The 15,092-nt window shown below is 74.8% G+C and carries 11 protein-coding genes and 1 tRNA gene; 5 read left to right on the plus strand and 7 right to left on the minus strand.

The features are described 5' to 3' along the window. Window positions 1–50: 50 nt before the first annotated feature. Window positions 51–127: transfer RNA gene (locus ACWDR0_RS17790), tRNA-Pro, on the minus strand. A 115-nt stretch (window positions 128–242) separates the two neighbouring features. Between ACWDR0_RS17790 and ACWDR0_RS17795 the strand changes: the two genes are divergently transcribed. Together ACWDR0_RS17795 and cobF are read left to right on the plus strand one after the other, a co-directional pair. Then, window positions 243–722, plus strand: a complete 480-nt coding sequence (locus ACWDR0_RS17795) for a DUF309 domain-containing protein (protein ID WP_456352616.1) — start codon at window positions 243–245, stop codon at window positions 720–722. Window positions 723–820: 98 nt separating this feature from the next. Further along, window positions 821–1,576 (plus strand): precorrin-6A synthase (deacetylating), encoded by a 756-nt coding sequence (gene cobF, locus ACWDR0_RS17800; RefSeq protein WP_456352617.1) that lies wholly within the window; start codon window positions 821–823, stop codon window positions 1,574–1,576. A gap of 30 nt (window positions 1,577–1,606) precedes the next feature. Here the strand turns inward: cobF and ACWDR0_RS17805 are convergent, their stop codons facing one another. After that, window positions 1,607–2,131 (minus strand): hypothetical protein, encoded by a 525-nt coding sequence (locus ACWDR0_RS17805; protein WP_456352618.1) that lies wholly within the window; start codon window positions 2,129–2,131, stop codon window positions 1,607–1,609. Window positions 2,132–2,490: 359 nt separating this feature from the next. Between ACWDR0_RS17805 and ACWDR0_RS17810 the strand changes: the two genes are divergently transcribed. The 3 genes from ACWDR0_RS17810 (at window position 2,491) to ACWDR0_RS17820 (ending at window position 7,355) form a co-directional block, all read left to right on the plus strand. Beyond that, on the plus strand, window positions 2,491–4,929 hold the full coding sequence (locus tag ACWDR0_RS17810; protein WP_456352619.1) for a hypothetical protein: 2,439 nt from the start codon (window positions 2,491–2,493) through the stop codon (window positions 4,927–4,929). 215 nt (window positions 4,930–5,144) lie between these two features. Next, window positions 5,145–5,426: a peptidylprolyl isomerase gene (locus ACWDR0_RS17815; RefSeq protein WP_456352620.1), complete on the plus strand. Its 282-nt coding sequence runs from the start codon at window positions 5,145–5,147 to the stop codon at window positions 5,424–5,426. 531 nt (window positions 5,427–5,957) lie between these two features. Next, entirely contained in the window at window positions 5,958–7,355 is a 1,398-nt protein-coding gene (locus tag ACWDR0_RS17820) for an MFS transporter (RefSeq protein WP_456352621.1), read from the plus strand. Window positions 7,356–7,373: 18 nt separating this feature from the next. On the opposite strand, the gene ACWDR0_RS17825 is transcribed toward ACWDR0_RS17820, so the two are convergent. The 5 genes from ACWDR0_RS17825 to ACWDR0_RS17845 all read right to left on the minus strand — a co-directional run bounded on the left by ACWDR0_RS17825 (window position 7,374) and on the right by ACWDR0_RS17845 (window position 14,976). Next, window positions 7,374–9,926 (minus strand): ATP-dependent Clp protease ATP-binding subunit, encoded by a 2,553-nt coding sequence (locus ACWDR0_RS17825; RefSeq protein ID WP_456352622.1) that lies wholly within the window; start codon window positions 9,924–9,926, stop codon window positions 7,374–7,376. A gap of 154 nt (window positions 9,927–10,080) precedes the next feature. Continuing rightward, entirely contained in the window at window positions 10,081–10,950 is an 870-nt protein-coding gene (locus tag ACWDR0_RS17830; protein ID WP_456352623.1) for an IclR family transcriptional regulator, read from the minus strand. A 179-nt stretch (window positions 10,951–11,129) separates the two neighbouring features. After that, the gene (locus ACWDR0_RS17835) at window positions 11,130–12,593 is read right to left on the minus strand and encodes an MmgE/PrpD family protein (protein WP_456352624.1); all 1,464 of its coding nucleotides are present in this window, start codon (window positions 12,591–12,593) and stop codon (window positions 11,130–11,132) included. Next, on the minus strand, window positions 12,593–13,693 hold the full coding sequence (locus tag ACWDR0_RS17840; protein WP_456352625.1) for a cyclase family protein: 1,101 nt from the start codon (window positions 13,691–13,693) through the stop codon (window positions 12,593–12,595). Before ACWDR0_RS17840 ends, ACWDR0_RS17835 begins: the two co-directional genes overlap by 1 nt. Before the next feature lie 2 nt (window positions 13,694–13,695). After that, on the minus strand, window positions 13,696–14,976 hold the full coding sequence (locus ACWDR0_RS17845) for a CaiB/BaiF CoA transferase family protein (RefSeq protein WP_456352626.1): 1,281 nt from the start codon (window positions 14,974–14,976) through the stop codon (window positions 13,696–13,698). Window positions 14,977–15,092: the final 116 nt, after the last annotated feature.

The raw sequence follows: 15,092 nt of genomic DNA on the forward strand, positions 1-15,092 counted from the left end.
AAAGGCGGTACCGGATTACTCCGATACCGCCTGCGACCTGCTTCAAGAGCTGGTCGGGACGACAGGATTTGAACCTGCGACCCCTTGACCCCCAGTCAAGTGCGCTACCAAGCTGCGCCACGTCCCGTCCGCCTGCCCCGCCGTTCCCGGCCGGGCTTGCAGGGAAGACTTTACCCCACTCGGCGGGGTGGTTCAGGCCTCCGGCCTGCGGGCGGGTGGCTGTTTCGGGGAGAATCCGGGGTGTGGAGAGGGCACCGAGAGACCGGGACAGTGACGGGCGCGCCCGCAGTGCGCGGCCCCGCGACGGGCTGGGGCGGCCGCTGCCGTACGGGCGGGTGGGGGTGGAGCGGCAGGCCGAGGGGGTGGTGCGGACGCCCCGGGAGACCTTGGCGGCGGCGCAGCGGCTGCTGGACGAGGGGAAGCCCTTCCATGCGCACGAGGTCTTCGAGGACGCGTGGAAGACCCGGCCGGAGCCGGAGCGCGATCTCTGGCAGGGGCTGGCGCAGCTCGCGGTGGGGCTGACGCACGCGGCCCGCGGGAACGCGCCGGGCGGGGCGTCGCTGCTGGCGCGGGGGGCGGAGCGGATCGCGGGGTACGGGGATCCGTACGACGTGGACGTGTCGGGGCTCGCGGCCTGGGCACGGGATCTCGCCGAGCGGCTGGCGCGCGGGGCCGCGCCGGTCGACCCGCGGGCCGAGGCACCCCGGCTGACCCTCACCTAGTGACCTGAAGGGTTTGCCGTGGGCCGGTGGACCCTTCCGGTCACCGCACCGGGTACCCCCCGGCGGGGCGGGGAGGGCCGTGGGGGAGACTCGGCGGTGTGAGGAAGATTTACGTGATCGGCATCGGTGCGGGCGACCCCGACCATCTGACGCTCCAGGCGGTCAAGGCCCTGAAGGCGGCGGACGCCTTCTTCATACTCGACAAGGGGGAGGCGAAGGCGGATCTGACCGGGCTGCGGCGGGACATCCTCGACGCCCACCGGGAACCCGGCTCGTACCGGCTGGTCGAGGCGCGGGATCCGGACCGGGACCGGGAGACCGCCGAGTACGCCCGGGCCGTCGAGGACTGGCGGTCCCGCCGGGCCGATCTGTACGAGGAGTTCATCGCGGAGCAGCTCGCGGACGGCGAGTGCGGGGCGTTCCTGGTGTGGGGCGACCCTATGCTCTACGACTCCACCCTGGGGTCGCTGGAGGAGGTCGCCGCCCGCGGCACGGTCGCCTTCGACCACGAGGTGGTGCCCGGGATCAGCTCGGTGTCGGCGCTGCTGGCCCGGCACCGGACGGGGCTCAACCGGGTGGCGCGCCCGGTGCAGATCACCACCGGGCGGCGGCTCGCGGAGGGCTGGCCGGAGGGCGCCGACGACGTGGTGGTCATGCTGGACGCCCGGACCGCGTTCACCCGCCATCTGGACCAGGACGCGTATATCTACTGGGGCGCGTACGTCGGCACCCCGGACGAGATCCTGGTGCAGGGGCCGCTCGCGGAGGTGTCGGAGCGGATCGAGACGCTGCGGGCCGAGGCGCGCGAGCGCAAGGGGTGGATCATGGACACCTATCTGCTGCGCCGCAACTGAGGCCACCGGCGACCGGGGCGGCGGTACGGTTCACGCCGCCCTGAGGCCGTCCTCCCAGGGGCTCCACCGGCGGTCCGGGTCGTGCCCCTCGCCGGTGCTGTAGGTCCGCTCGCCGACGGTGACCGTGAGGACGTCGAGCCGCCGGAGGAACAGCCGGCGCTCCACGGTGATCGCGGCCCGGCCCGAGAAGGCGGCGAGCAGCAGCCCGGGGAGATCGGCGGCCGGGACGAACTCGAACGTCCACCGGTCCAGGAAGAGCCGGACCCCCTCGGCGTCGGAGCCGGCCCCCTCGAAGGCGATCCATACGCCGGAGCCGCCCAGCTCGCCGTCCCATTCGGCCAGCCAGCTGGGTCCGCCGGTGGCCCGTACCTCGAAGCGGGGGTCCTCGGCGCCGAGGGATTCCAGCGCCCCGGCGACCCGGGAGACCAGGGGGACCTCCTCGGGGTAGGGGCGGCGCGTCCTGCCGCGCCGCTCCGCCCCGTCGGCCTCGTGGACCTCGTACATACCGTGCTCCCCCGACGCGTCCGGGGCGTGCCCGCTCTGCTCCCCCGTCATCTCCGGCCCCTTTCCGCCGCCGCGTCCTCGCTCGCCGCCCCGGCCTCGTACCGGAACGCGCCGCCCGGTCCTTCCACCGGGCCCGGGAGCGCCGTACCCGGGATCCCGTTCTTCGGGCAGGATCCCACAGCCGGTACGCCCCTCCCCCGTCCCGCCCCGGCGCCCCGGCGGGGATATCCCCCGGTGGCAGGCAACCGCGGGGCTCCGCCGCCCGTCCTCCGAGGGCGACGAACGTCCGCGCGCCGACGCGGTTCTCACGGGGTGTCAGAGGGTTCGCGGGCGGCCGGCCGGCGCGGACGGGATACGGCGAACCACGGGGGACCGGCGGCGGGCGGTGAGCGACGAACGAGGAGATCACCGTGAACCGTGTGACGCGCATGGTCACCGCTGCCGCAGCGGTGCTGGCGCTCGCGGCGGCGGCGCCGGGGGCGGCGTACGCCCAGCCGCCCGGCACCGCCCGGGGCCCCGCGGCCCCGGCCTCCGGCGAATCCGGGGCCCTGCCGCCCGACTGGCGCTGGATACCCCCGGCCGCCGGGTCCGCCGGGGCGGGCCGGCTGGTGTGGACCTCGCCGCGGCCGGTGCCGGTCGGCGGCGCGAGGATCGCCTTCCACTCCGGGGAGCGGCTGCTGGGCCTTCCGGTGGCCGACGCCGGGCGGCGGACGTTCACCCTGGAAGTGGACCGGGCGTCCGCCGGACCGGGCGGCGACCTCCGGGTGACGGCCTCGGGCCGCAGGCTGGACGCGGCGGGCCGGGCGGCGGCCGCCGCCGAATCCCGCCGGGCGGCCCCGCCCCCGGCCGTGCCCCCCGCCCCGGGTCCGGCGAACGCCGTGGACCCCGGAACCCCGGGCCCGTACCGGACGGTCGGCGGCGAGTACGTCCTCCCCTCCGTACCGCTCCCCGGCTACTCCACTCCGGTGGAGATGCGGGGCACCGTCGTCTCCCCCGCGGGCGCGCCCGGCAAGCGGCCGGTGGTCCTCTTCCTGCACGGCCGGCACGCCACCTGCTACGCCCCGGGAAGCACACCCGCGGACGAGGCGATCGTGACCTGGCCCTGTCCGCGGGGCACCCGGCCGATCCTGAGCCACCGCGGCTATCTGCACACCCAGCGGCTGCTGGCGTCCCAGGGCTATGTGACGGTCTCCGTCTCGGCCAACGGCATCAACGCCCAGGACGGCGGCGCCCAGGACAAGGGGGCCCAGGCCCGTTCGTCGCTGGTACGGCACCATCTGGCCCGCTGGGCGGAGTGGTCGCGCGGCGGGACGCCGTCCGCCACCGCGCCGGACGCGGTGCGCCGGGCGGCTCCGGCCGACCTCTCCCGGGTCCTGCTGGTCGGGCACTCCCGGGGCGGCGAGGGCGTCAACCGCGCCGCGCTCGACAGCCTGCACCGGCCGCCCGCGGCCGAGGAGGGCTACCGCGGCCCGGTCACCTGGCGGATCCGCGGCACCGTACTGATCGGCCCCACGCTCTTCGGCCAGAACCCGGCGCCGGACGTCCCGTCGCTGACCCTGCTGCCGGGCTGCGACGGGGACGTGGCCGACCTCCAGGGCCAGATCTACGTCGACGGCGGCCGCGGCTCCGGCAGCGCGACCGCCCTGCACAGCGCGGCGTACCTGGTCGGCGCCAACCACAACTACTTCAACAGCGAGTGGACTCCGGGCCAGACCGGAGCCCCCGCGGCGGACGACTTCGGCGTCCGGGGCGACCGGGTCTGCTCGCCCGGTGCCCCGACCCGGCTGACCGCCGTCCAGCAGCAGAAGGCGGGCAACACCTATATCGCTGCGGCGGCCGGACTGTTCGCGGGCGGGGACGACCGGATCCGTCCGCTGCTGGACGGTACCGGCCGGAGCGCGCCGTCGGCCGCTCCCGCCCGGGTCCTCACCCATGCCGTCGGCGGGAACCGGACACCCCTGGTGGTGCCGGACCGGTCGGTCTCCGTCACGAACGGCGAGGTCTGTCTGCAGATCGCCGCGGACTGGCGGACCGGCTGCCAGAACCGGGAGACGGCGGACTGGCTCTCGGCGCACTTCGCCTTCTGGGGCATCATGCCGGAGGAGGGCCGGTACGCCGTGAAGGCCCGCTGGTCGAAGCCGCGGTCGGCGCCGGTCCGCATCGCCCTGCCCGAACCGGTCTCCGTGGCGGGCGCCGAAGCGCTGGCGCTGCGCGTCGCCGTACCGCCGAACCTCCGGGACAACCGGATGGACATCGCCGTCACGGATACGGCGGGACGGCGGGCCGTACTCGGCGGGGTGCGGATCGACGGCCTGCCGGGCACCCCGGAGAACACCGCCCACTGGGCCCGTGAGGTGCGGGTCCCGCTGGCCGCGGCGGCCGCGGCCGGGGTGGACACGGGGAGCATCCGCTCGCTGGAGCTGGTGCCGCGGAGCCTGCGGGGGCAGATCTGGCTGATGGACGCCTGGGGCTGGCGCCCCGGTACCCCCGCCGTCCGGGTGTCGGAGCTGCCCCGGGTGGACCTGGGTGTGCTCACGGTGAAGGAGGGCGATTCGGGCGTCCGGACGGTCCGGGTGCCGGTCACGGTCTCCGGCAAGGGCAGCGGCCGGGTGCGGCTGTTCGTTGCCGCGTCCGACCGGGAGGAGGTGGTCTCCACGGTGGTGACCGTCGCGCCCGGTACGAACACCATCGATGTGCCGGTCACCGTCGAGGGCGACACGCGCTACGGCCACGACCGGGTGCAGACGGCGTACGTCAAGGCGGTACGGAACGCGGCCGTCGGGGCCCAGGAGGGATGGGTGGTCGTCGAGAACGACGACCCGATGCCGAAGCCCGGCGCGGCGCCGTGACCGGTGATCCCCGCCGGCGGGCCGGGTGCCGGGCCGGGGCAGCCGGACGGCCCGGGGCGCCGGGCCGGTCCCGGCCCGCCGGGGCCGCGTCGCGGAAGCCCGGGCGGGGCCGCTTCGGGGGAGCCCGGGTGGGGCCGCTTCGGGGGAGCCCGGGTGGGGCTCGATAGCATGCCGGGTAACCCATTTCATGATCGCCTCACTCGAAGGGAACCACCATGGCCAGGGCCACTGCCCGCCACATCCTGGTGAAGACGGAAGCCGAAGCGCTGCAGCTCAAGGAGCAGATCGCGGCCGGTACGGACTTCGCCGAGCTCGCCAAGAAGCACTCCTCCTGCCCCTCCGGCCGTGACGGGGGCGACCTCGGCTCCTTCGGCCCGGGCCAGATGGTGCGCGAGTTCGACACCGTCGTCTTCAGCGCCCCGCTGAACGAGGTCCAGGGCCCGGTCCGGACGCAGTTCGGGCTGCACCTCATCGAGGTCACGAGCCGCCAGGCCTGAGTCCGTGCCCCCGCCGGCCACCAGGCCGGCGGGGCCGGTCCCGGCCCGGATTCCGGCGGCGGAGTCCGGCCGGGAAAGTTCCACAGCGCCCCGAGCGGGGTGCGGCCGTACGCGCCGGTGAGGACCTGCGGCGGCACCGGCGCACCGGCTGCGGCGGCACCGTACGCGAGAGAGCCGGAGGCGCCCGCCGCACGCGGGCGGCCGAAGTTCATGCCGGAGGCACCGGCGGGTCCGCTCGCCGCGCGGCACGGCTCCCCGCCCCGCGGGACGGTCGCCGGAGCGGGGGCCGCCGGACGGGCGATCACGTGATCCGGGTCCGCCGCGCCAACCGGATTCCCGCGGCCCACCGGCCCGGCCCACCGCGCGGGCCCGGTACCGCCCGTGGCCCTGCTCCCCCGCCGTACCGCCGCTCCCGGACCACCGGCCGCGATCCGGCGGCCGGACGCCGGGCCTGCGCCCCGCTCCCCCTTCCCCCGGGGGCCTTTTTATTTGCTGGCACGTGTCGGCGGGCCCGCTGTACGTTCCCCGCTCGTGACCAGTGATCCAGCAGTGCAGGAGTCCGCCGCGCCGCCCGGTGAGGGGCTCTTCTCCCGGCGGTACGGCGCCGTGACCGCCACCTTCGCCGTGGTGATGTTCCTGGAGGGCTTCGCGGCGCTCGCGGTGCTGCCGACCCTGCCGGTGGCCGCCCGTCAGCTCGACGGGGTCGGGCTCTATCCGCTGGTGGCCGGGTGTTTCGTCGCGGCGAGTCTGATCGGCGGGGTGATCGGGGGCGGCTGGGCGGACCGCTCGGGGCCGTACCGGCCGCTGGCGGCGGGGGTCGGGCTCGCGGTGGTCACCCTGCTGATCTCCGGCACCAGCACCACCATCTGGCAGCTGGCGGCGGGCCGGTTTCTGGAGGGGATGGCGGCGGGCATGATCGCGGTGGCGGTCAACACCGCCATCGCGCAGTCCTTCCCGGACTCGCTGCGGCCCCGCGCGCTGGCACTGATGAGCACCTGCTGGATCGTTCCCTCACTGATCGGCCCGCCGCTGGCCGGAGTGGTGGTGGCCTGGTCGTCCTGGTGGACGGTGTTCCTGGGGCTGGCGGTGCTCAATGTGCTTCCGGCCCTGGCGATCGTGGTGATGCTGGTCCGCCGGGCCCGGGCCGCCGCCCCGCCGGAGGGCGGGACGCCGGAGAAGGGACCCCGGCCGCCGCTGCTGATCGCGGCGGCGGTCAGCCTGGGGGCGGCGCTAGGCCAGTACGGTGTCTCCGGCCGGGAGGTCCTGCATCTGGTCTGCGCCGGGGCCGGGGTGATCCTGCTGGTGGTGTTCGCCCCGAAGCTGCTGCCGCCCGGCACCTGGCGGGCGGCGCCGGGACTGCCGGTGACAGTCCTGCTGCGCGGGCTGGCCTCGGGCGCCTACTTCACCCTGGAGGCGTTCGTCCCGCTGATGCTGGACTCCGAGCGCCGGGTCGCGCCGGTGCAGACCGGTATCGCATTCACGGCGGCGGCGGTCGTCTGGGCGGCGGGGGCCTGGCTCCAGGGGCACCGGCTGACGCACTGGCCGCGTACCCGCACCGTCACGGCCGGCGCGCTCGTCATGGTGGCCGCCATGGTGGTGGCGGTGGCCGGGGCGTTCCCCGCGACGCCGCCCATCACCTCCGCAGTCTCCCTGGTGATCGCGGCCTTCGGGATGGGCATGCTCACCCCGACGGTCACCCTGCTCTCCCTGGACCACAGCCCGCCCGGTCGGCAGGGCTATGCGGGCAGCGCCCTCCAGACCACCCAGAACCTGGGGCAGATAGCGGTGATGGGCCTGGCCGCCGCCCTGTTCAACGCCTGGCTGCACTCGCCCGCCGACCCGCTGGTCGCCTATGGCTCGACCTTTGCGCTGCTCATCGTCTTCCCGCTGCTCGCGGCCGTACTGGCGGGCCGGGCCCGGAAGGTCTGAGGCGCGCCGGGCGGTGTCTCAGGCCGCGGGCTCCGCCGCTTCGGTCCCGGCCCCGGTGCCGGTGCCGGTGCGGGTTCCGGCCTCGGCCTCGGTGCCGGTGCCGGTGCCCTCCTGCACGGAGAGCTTCAGTTCGCCGTCGGCGGCGTCGGCGACAACCGTGTCGCCGGGGTCGAGGCTGCCGTCGAGGAGCAGCGTCGACAGCCGGTTGTCCAGTTCGGTCTGGAGGGTGCGGCGCAGCGGGCGGGCGCCGAACTCCGGCTGGTAGCCGAGGTTGGCGAGGAGTTCCTTCGCGGCGTCGGTGACCTCCAGGCCGATGTGCTGGGCGTGGAGCCTGCGGCGGCTGCGTTCCAGCAGCAGGTCGACGATATGGACGAGGTCGGCGCGGGTCAGCGCGTGGAAGACGATGACCTCGTCGACCCGGTTGAGGAACTCGGGGCGGAAGTGTGCCTTGAGGTCGTTCATCAGCTCGTCCTTGATGGCGGCGACCTCGCCGTGGTGCTCCAGGATCCGCTGGGAGCCGATATTGCTGGTCATGATGACGACGGTGTGGCGGAAGTCGACCGTACGGCCCTGGGCGTCGGTGAGCCGGCCGTCGTCGAGGACCTGGAGCAGCAGATTGAAGACATCGGGGTGGGCCTTCTCCACCTCGTCGAAGAGGACGACGCTGTACGGTTTGCGGCGCACCGCCTCGGTGAGCTGTCCGGCCTCGTCGTAGCCGACGTAGCCGGGGGGCGAGCCGACCAGCCGGGAGACGGTGTGCCGCTCCTGGAACTCGCTCATATCGAAGCGGACCATCCGGTCGGGGTCGCCGAACAGCAGCTCGGCGAGGGCCTTGGCCAGTTCCGTCTTGCCGACGCCGGTGGGGCCGAGGAAGAGGAAGCTGCCGGTGGGCCGGTCGGGGTCGCCCATCCCGGCCCGGCCTCTGCGGACGGCCTGGGCGACGGCGGTGACGGCCTCTTCCTGGCCGACGACGCGTTCGTGGAGGGAGTCCTCCAGCTTGAGCAGCCGTTCGCGTTCGGTCTCGGTGAGCTGGGAGACGGGGATGCCGGTACGGGCGGAGAGCACTTCGGCGATGTCGTCCGCGGTGACGCTCGCGGCCTTGTCCCGTTCGTGCCCGGCTTCGGCGATCTCCTTCTCGGCCTCCCGGATGCTCTTCTTGAGGTTTCCGGCGCGTTCGTAGTCCTCGGCGCCGACGGCTTCGTCCTTCTCCCGGCGGAGTTTGGTGAGCCGGTCCTCCAGCTCCGCGGTGGGCGAGGGGCCGCCGACGTTCCGCAGTCCGACCCGGGCCCCGGCCTGGTCCATCAGGTCGATGGCCTTGTCGGGCAGGAAACGGTCGGTGAGATAGCGGTCGGAGAGCGCGGCGGACGCGTCGAGGGCCTCGTCGGTGAAGCGAACCTGGTGGTGTGCCTCGTAGGAGTCGCGCAGGCCGCGGAGGATCTGCACGGTCTCGTCGACGGTCGGTTCGGGCACCATGACGGGCTGGAAGCGGCGTTCCAGGGCGGCGTCCTTCTCGATGTGCTTGCGGTACTCGTCGATGGTGGTGGCGCCGACGACGCTGAGGTCGCCGCGGGCGAGCGCGGGTTTGAGGATGTTCCCGGCGTCCATGGCGCCCTCGCCGCCGCCACCGGCGCCGACGACGGTGTGGAGTTCGTCGATGAAGAGGATGACGCTCTTGTCGGCGGCGGTGACCTCGTCGATGACCTTCTTCAGCCGTTCCTCGAACTCGCCGCGGTACTTGGATCCGGCGACCAGCCCCGGGAGGTCGAGGGAGACCACGCGGCGGTCGCGGAGCGCCTTGGGGACCTCCTGGGCGACGATCCGCTGGGCGAGTCCCTCGACGATGGCGGTCTTGCCGACGCCGGGGTCGCCGATGAGCACCGGGTTGTTCTTGGTGCGCCGGGAGAGCACCTCGACGGTCTGCTCGATCTCCTCGGCGCGGCCGACGACGGGGTCGAGGCGGCCGCCGCGGGCCTCCTCGGTGAGATCGCGGCCGTACTGGTCGAGGGTGGGGGTTTCGCCGCCGTCCCCGGCAGGCCCGGGGCCCTCGCCCCGGCCGGTGGGGCGGGGCGGGGTGCCGGCCAGTGCGCCGGGGGCGACGCCTTCGGCGCCCAGGGCGGCGGCGAGTCCGGAGCGGGGGTCCTCGGCGAGGGCGGCGAGGATGTGCTCGGGGCCGATATAGGAGGCGCCCGCCGCCCGGGACCGGGCATGGGCGGCGAGCAGGGCGCGTTTGGCGGCGGGGGTGAGGGAGGGTTCCTCGTCCCCGTCGCCGGAGGGCAGGGTGCGGGCCACGTCCTCGGCGAGCCGGTCGGGGTCGGCCCCGGCGTGCTCCAGTACCTGCCGTCCGGCGGGCACCCGGGTCGCGGCCCACAGCAGATGCGGGGTGTCGAGGTCGGAGCCGTCCTCGGCGGCGCGGGCGCCGGCCGCGGCCAGCAGCTCGTGCGCGGAGTCGCTGAGCAGCCGGCCGATGGGGACGCGCTGGACCGCGGGCGGGGAGGCGGCCGGGCTCATCCCGAAGAACCGGTTGAACAGATCGGAGAACGGGTCCCCGGACCCGAAGGGCGAAGTCGTCACGGCGATCATCCCTCCGCCGGGCGTCACCGGGCCGGGGTCCGCCCGCCGGGCGCCCGCCGCATCGTTTTATGCCCGTACCGGCACCATTGTTCCCCCGGGCCCCTGGTCCGGCGACCGGAGCGGGCCCGTCCGGGCGGGGCCCGCCGCCGGGTGGTCAGCGGGTACCCGGGGCCCGCTCCGCGCCGTATCCGCACTGCGCCGACAGCCGTCCCACGGTCTCCAGCAGGGCTTCGGCGCAGCGTCCGGCCTCTTTGCGGAAGCGTTCGCGGGGGCCGCTGATGCTGATCACGCCGGCCGGCCGGCCGTGGTGGTCGAGGACGGGTGCGGCGACGGAGGAGGAGCCGGGCTGGCGTTCGCCGCTGGAGCGGGCGTAGCCGCGGCGGCGGATGGCCGTGAGGTCCTTGCGGAGGGCTTCGGGATCGGCGGGGGTGGCGTCGGTCAGCCGGGTGAGCGGGGCCCGGTCCAGATAGGCGGTGATCTCGTCGTCGGGCAGGAAGGCCAGGAAGGCCTTGGAGGAGGCGCCCGCGTGCAGCGGGTAGGGCACGCCCAGCCGGACCGCCATGATGACCTCCCGGGCGGGGGTGACCTGGTCGACGTAGACCCGGCTGTCCCCGGTGCGGATGGAGAGGGTGGCGGTCTCGTCGCTGAGCCGGGAGAGGCGGGTGAGTTCGGGGGCGGCGAGGCGGCGGACGTCGATGCGGTCGAGGTAGGCGAGTCCGAGGCGCATGGTGGAGAGCCCGAGGGCGTACCGCCGGGTGTCCTCGTCGAGTTCGACGAGGCCGCGCAGCCGCAGGGAGGTCAGGATCCGGTGGACGGTGGGCTTGGAGAGTCCCAGCCGGTCGGCGATCTCCGTGACGCCGAGGGTGACGGCGCCGGGTTCGGCGAAGAGCAGCAGGACATCGGCCGAGCGTTCGACGGTGGACGCGCTCTGGCTGCCGCCCGCGGAGCCGCGGGGCGTCGCGGCCGGGGTCGGCGCGGCGGCCGTGGCCGCGGTCGGGGTGTCGGTGGAGGTCTCGGTCGGCATGCGCGTCCCCTGCCCGTGGAGCGGTCGTGGTCTGGTGTCCGGACGGTTTCCGCGCGGCGCGGCGGGTGCCGCCCGGGCCCGGCCGGTCCGGGACCGCGGCGTCCGCCGCGGTGGTCCCGGACCGGCCGGAGTGCATTCCGATCATAGGAACGTGGTTCCGTCCGCGGCGCCGCGGGGTCTCAGCCGAACAGTGCCCGGACATCGGGTGCCGTGGCCAACGAGCCTACGGCCTCGGCGAGTTGCCGGGCACGTTCCGGGGTGGTGCCGCGCTCGGCGTTGAGCAGGAACTTGGTCAGCAGCTCGGCGCGGCTCAGCGGATGCCCCGGGCCGCCGCGGGAGGAGTCGACGCGTTTCTCCAGCAGCGCGCCGCCCCGGGTGCGGACCCTCAGGACGGCCGCGAAGGCGGTGGGGAAGATCTCGCCCGCCCGGTCGTCGGCGAAGCAGGTGACCCGGGCGGCGAGGTCCAGCCGCCGGGGGTCGGCGAGGGTTTCGGGGGTGAAGTCGTCGAGGTGGATGCCGAGTCCGCCGCCGCCGAGCAGGGCGGTGGCGACGGTGAACGGGCCGGAGAACTTGGCGTGGTAGGGGGTACAGGGCCGGATCTTCTGGTCCCGGGGTTCGGCCACGGTCCGCAGTACGGGCGCGGCCAGTCCCAGTTCGGCGGAGACGATGTCGCCGGGGTCGAGGCCCTCGGCGCGCAGGGCGAGGGCGCAGTCGACGGCGGGGTGGGTGAAGTGGTTGGAGGGGTAGGGCTTGTAGACGGTCCGCAGGGTCTCCCAGCGCTCGCCGAGGCCGCCGAGCAGGGCTTCGCTGTCGCAGGTGCCGTCGAGCCAGGCCCGGAAGAAGCCGAAGCGGCCTTCGAGGACGGTCGGCGGGCCGGTGATCCCGGCCCGGGCGAGGGCCGCCGCCATCACTCCGGAGTGGGCGGCCCAGCCGCAGTGGATCCGTTTGACGGTGCCGCCGGTGCGGTTGGCCTCCAGGATTCCGGCGCCCATGCTGGCGGCGATGCCGATGGCGTCGGCGACGCCTTCCTCGCCGAGTCCGTGGAGCAGGGCGGCGGCGGCCGCGGCGCCGAGGGTGCCGCAGATGGACGTGGCGTGCTGGCCCTTCTCGAAGAAGAGGGAGTTGCGGATCCCGGGTACGTACGACGCCATGCCGAGGCGGTTGCAGATCTCGGTCCCGGCGGCGACGGCGGCCAGCAGCCGGGCGCCGCTCGCCCCGGTCTCCTCGGCGGCGGCGAGGGCCGCGGGCACCACGGACGCGCTGGGGTGCAGCACGGACGGGAGGTGGGTGTCGTCGAAGTCGAGGGTATGGGCGAGGGTGCCGTTGACCAGGGCGGCCTGGGCCGCCGGGAACCGGCCGGGCTCGCCGAGGACACCGGCCACGGGGCTGCCGCCCATGGCGCGCACGGTGTTCAGCACCGCCTGCGCGGGACCCCCCTCGGCCCGGCCCGCGAGGCAGTTGCCGACGACGTCGAGGATCCGGCCGGTGATATCGCCGGCGACCTCGGCGGGCAGCCCCCGGTCCCGGCAGTCCACGGCGAACCGGGCCAGCCGCTGGACCGCGGTACGGGAGTCGGCGTGGTCGCCGGGCGGGGCGGGGACGGGTTCCGCCGGGGCGGCGGGCGTACGGGGGTTCGCGGTCATCACCGGTCACCCCCGGCCGTGCCGGGCCGGTCCGCCGGGGCGCCGGGGACGTCCGGCGGGACATCCGCGGCCGGAACGTCTCCGGCCGGCACGTCCGGAGCTGCCGAAGGGGGCCGTGACCCGCGGCCCGGACCGGCAGCCGCCGGGCCGGGCGCGGCGGACGCCGGGGGCGCGGCACCCGGCGCCGGGGACGGGGACCCGCTCGGGAACGGACCCGGGGCCGGGGGGAGGGACGGGTCCGGCCCTGCTGCCGTTCTCCGTCCGGGCTCCGGGCCCGGGTCCCGTTCCGGGTCCGGGGCCGACACGGGCTCCGGCACGGGCCCGGGCTCCGGGTCCGGCAGCAGGGCGAGCGGGCGGACCGGGGCGCCGGTCGCGCCGACGACCGGCAGCGGGTTGAGCACCAGGGTGAACTCCCGTGCCCCGCTGTCGAGGAGTTCGCCGAGCTTCATGGTCTCCACGATGTTGATACCCGATTCGACCAGCAGGATCCGGTGTACGGGGAGGGTGGCGTGGCCGCGGCCCGGGGCCAGGTGCTCGAAGGCGATCGTCTCGCCGCCGACCGCCCGGGGGCGCAGTCCGGCCAGCCAGTGGCCCGCGGCCTCCCCCGGCCCCGGCACCCCCTTCTCCCGGCCGGTGAAGGTGTCGGCGTCCGCCCAGTGGCGGGACCAGCCGGTGCCGATCAGGAGGACGTCGCCGGGGCGGGGGTCGAGTCCGGCGGCCGCGCGTTCCAGATCGCCGGGGGTGATCTCGTATCCGGCGGGCAGGACCGGCACTCCGTGTACGGCGGCGACGTCGAGCAGCAGGGCCCGGCCGACGTACGGCTCGAAGGTGTCGATGCCCAGGGCGGCGAAGCCGAGGTGGTCGCTGATGTCGGCGGGGCGCGCTCCCCCGTACAGCAGACCGTCCTGGGAGACATGGGCGAGGGCGTCGACATGGGTGCCGACATGGCCGCCCATCACGATGATCTCGTTGGCGGCCGAGCCGCCGTCGGGGCGCCGCAGATCGCCGTGGCGGCGTTCCAGGGCCATCCGGAACGGGGGGTGGTTGGGCGACTGGGGCATGCCGCGCCGCAGGGGCTGGGCGAGGTCGATCGTACGCATCGTCAGATGACGCCCTTCGCATGGAGTCGGTCGAGGTCGTCGGGGCCGAGGCCGAGCCGTTCGCCGTAGACCTCGGCGTTGTGGGCGCCGAGGGCGGCTCCGGTGCTGCGGATCGAACCGGGGGTCTCGGAGAGCCGGAAGAGGACGTTCTGCATCCGCAGGGGGCCGAGGTCCGGGTCGTCGACGGTGGTGATGGTGTCCAGGGCCCGGTACTGGGGGTCGTCGAAGACGTCCCGGATGTCGTAGACGAGGGCGACCGCGGCCTGGGCCTCCTCGAAGGCGGTGACGACTTCGGCGGCGTCGCGCGCGGCGATCCAGTCGCCGACGTGGGCGTCGAGGAGGTCGGCGTGGGCGGCGCGCCCGGCGCCCCCGGCGAACCAGGGTTCGGCGATGACCTCGGGCCGGCCGACGAGCCGCATCACGCGTTCGGCGATGTTCTGCGCGCTGGTGGAGACGGCCACCCAGCGGCCGTCTCGGGTGCGGTAGGTGTTGCGGGGGGCGTTGTTGGCGGACCGGTTGCCGGTACGTTCCTGGACCCGGCCGAGCTGGTCCCAGATCATCGGCTGCGGGCCCAGCAGGGTGACCAGCGGTTCGATGATGGCCAGATCGACGATCTGGCCGCGGCCGCCGCTGTCCCGGTGCCGTAGGGCCATCAGGATGGCATTGACGCAGGTCAGTGCGGCGATGCCGTCGGCGAGACCGAAGGGCGGCAGGGTGGGCGGGCCGTCGGGTTCGCCGGTGGCGGCGGCGAACCCGCTCATCGATTCGGCGAGGGTGCCGAAGCCGGGGCGGCGGGCGTACGGCCCGAACTGGCCGAAGCCGGTGACCCGGGCGATCACCAGCCGGGGGTTCAGCCGCTGGAGGTCCTCGGGGGCGAGCCCCCAGCGCTCCAGGGTGCCGGGGCGGAAGTTCTCGATGAGGACGTCCGCGTCGGCGGCGAGGGAGCGCAGCAGCTCCGCGCCCTCCCCGGTGCCCAGATCGCAGGTGACGGCCTTCTTGTTGCGGCCGAGCATCTTCCACCAGAGGCCGTGTCCGTCCTTGGCGGGGCCGTGGGTGCGGGACGGGTCGCCCTTGGCCGGATGCTCGACTTTGATGACATCCGCGCCGAAGTCGCCGAGGACGGTGGCCGCGAGGGGCCCGGCGAACAGGGTCGCCAGGTCCAGGACGACGGTCCCGGCGAGCGGGCCCGCGGGCGTCGCCGCCGGATTGGGCCAAGGGTCCGGTTCCAGGTCGGGCCGACTGGTCGGGTGCTGCTCCGGTTCGGGGGTCGGACCCCTTTCCATCTGTGCGTTCGAGTCCTGATGCGGTTCCGGTCGCAGCTTCTGCCGCGGCTTTGGATGTGATTCCGGTTCGGCGGGTGGACGGGGGGTGTCGGGATGCGGAAGCGGTGCCGGCGGAG

It is taken from the genome of Streptomyces sp. NPDC003691 (assembly GCF_053981115.1).

Coding starts and splice junctions, on each gene's coding strand:
- ACWDR0_RS17815 (WP_456352620.1), top strand. CDS start 5,145: ATGGCCAGGGCCACTGCCCGCCACATCCTGGTGAAGACGGAAGCCGAA.
- ACWDR0_RS17805 (WP_456352618.1), bottom strand. CDS start 2,131: ATGACGGGGGAGCAGAGCGGGCACGCCCCGGACGCGTCGGGGGAGCAC.
- ACWDR0_RS17835 (WP_456352624.1), bottom strand. CDS start 12,593: ATGACCGCGAACCCCCGTACGCCCGCCGCCCCGGCGGAACCCGTCCCC.
- ACWDR0_RS17830 (WP_456352623.1), bottom strand. CDS start 10,950: ATGCCGACCGAGACCTCCACCGACACCCCGACCGCGGCCACGGCCGCC.
- ACWDR0_RS17845 (WP_456352626.1), bottom strand. CDS start 14,976: ATGGAAAGGGGTCCGACCCCCGAACCGGAGCAGCACCCGACCAGTCGG.
- ACWDR0_RS17840 (WP_456352625.1), bottom strand. CDS start 13,693: ATGCGTACGATCGACCTCGCCCAGCCCCTGCGGCGCGGCATGCCCCAG.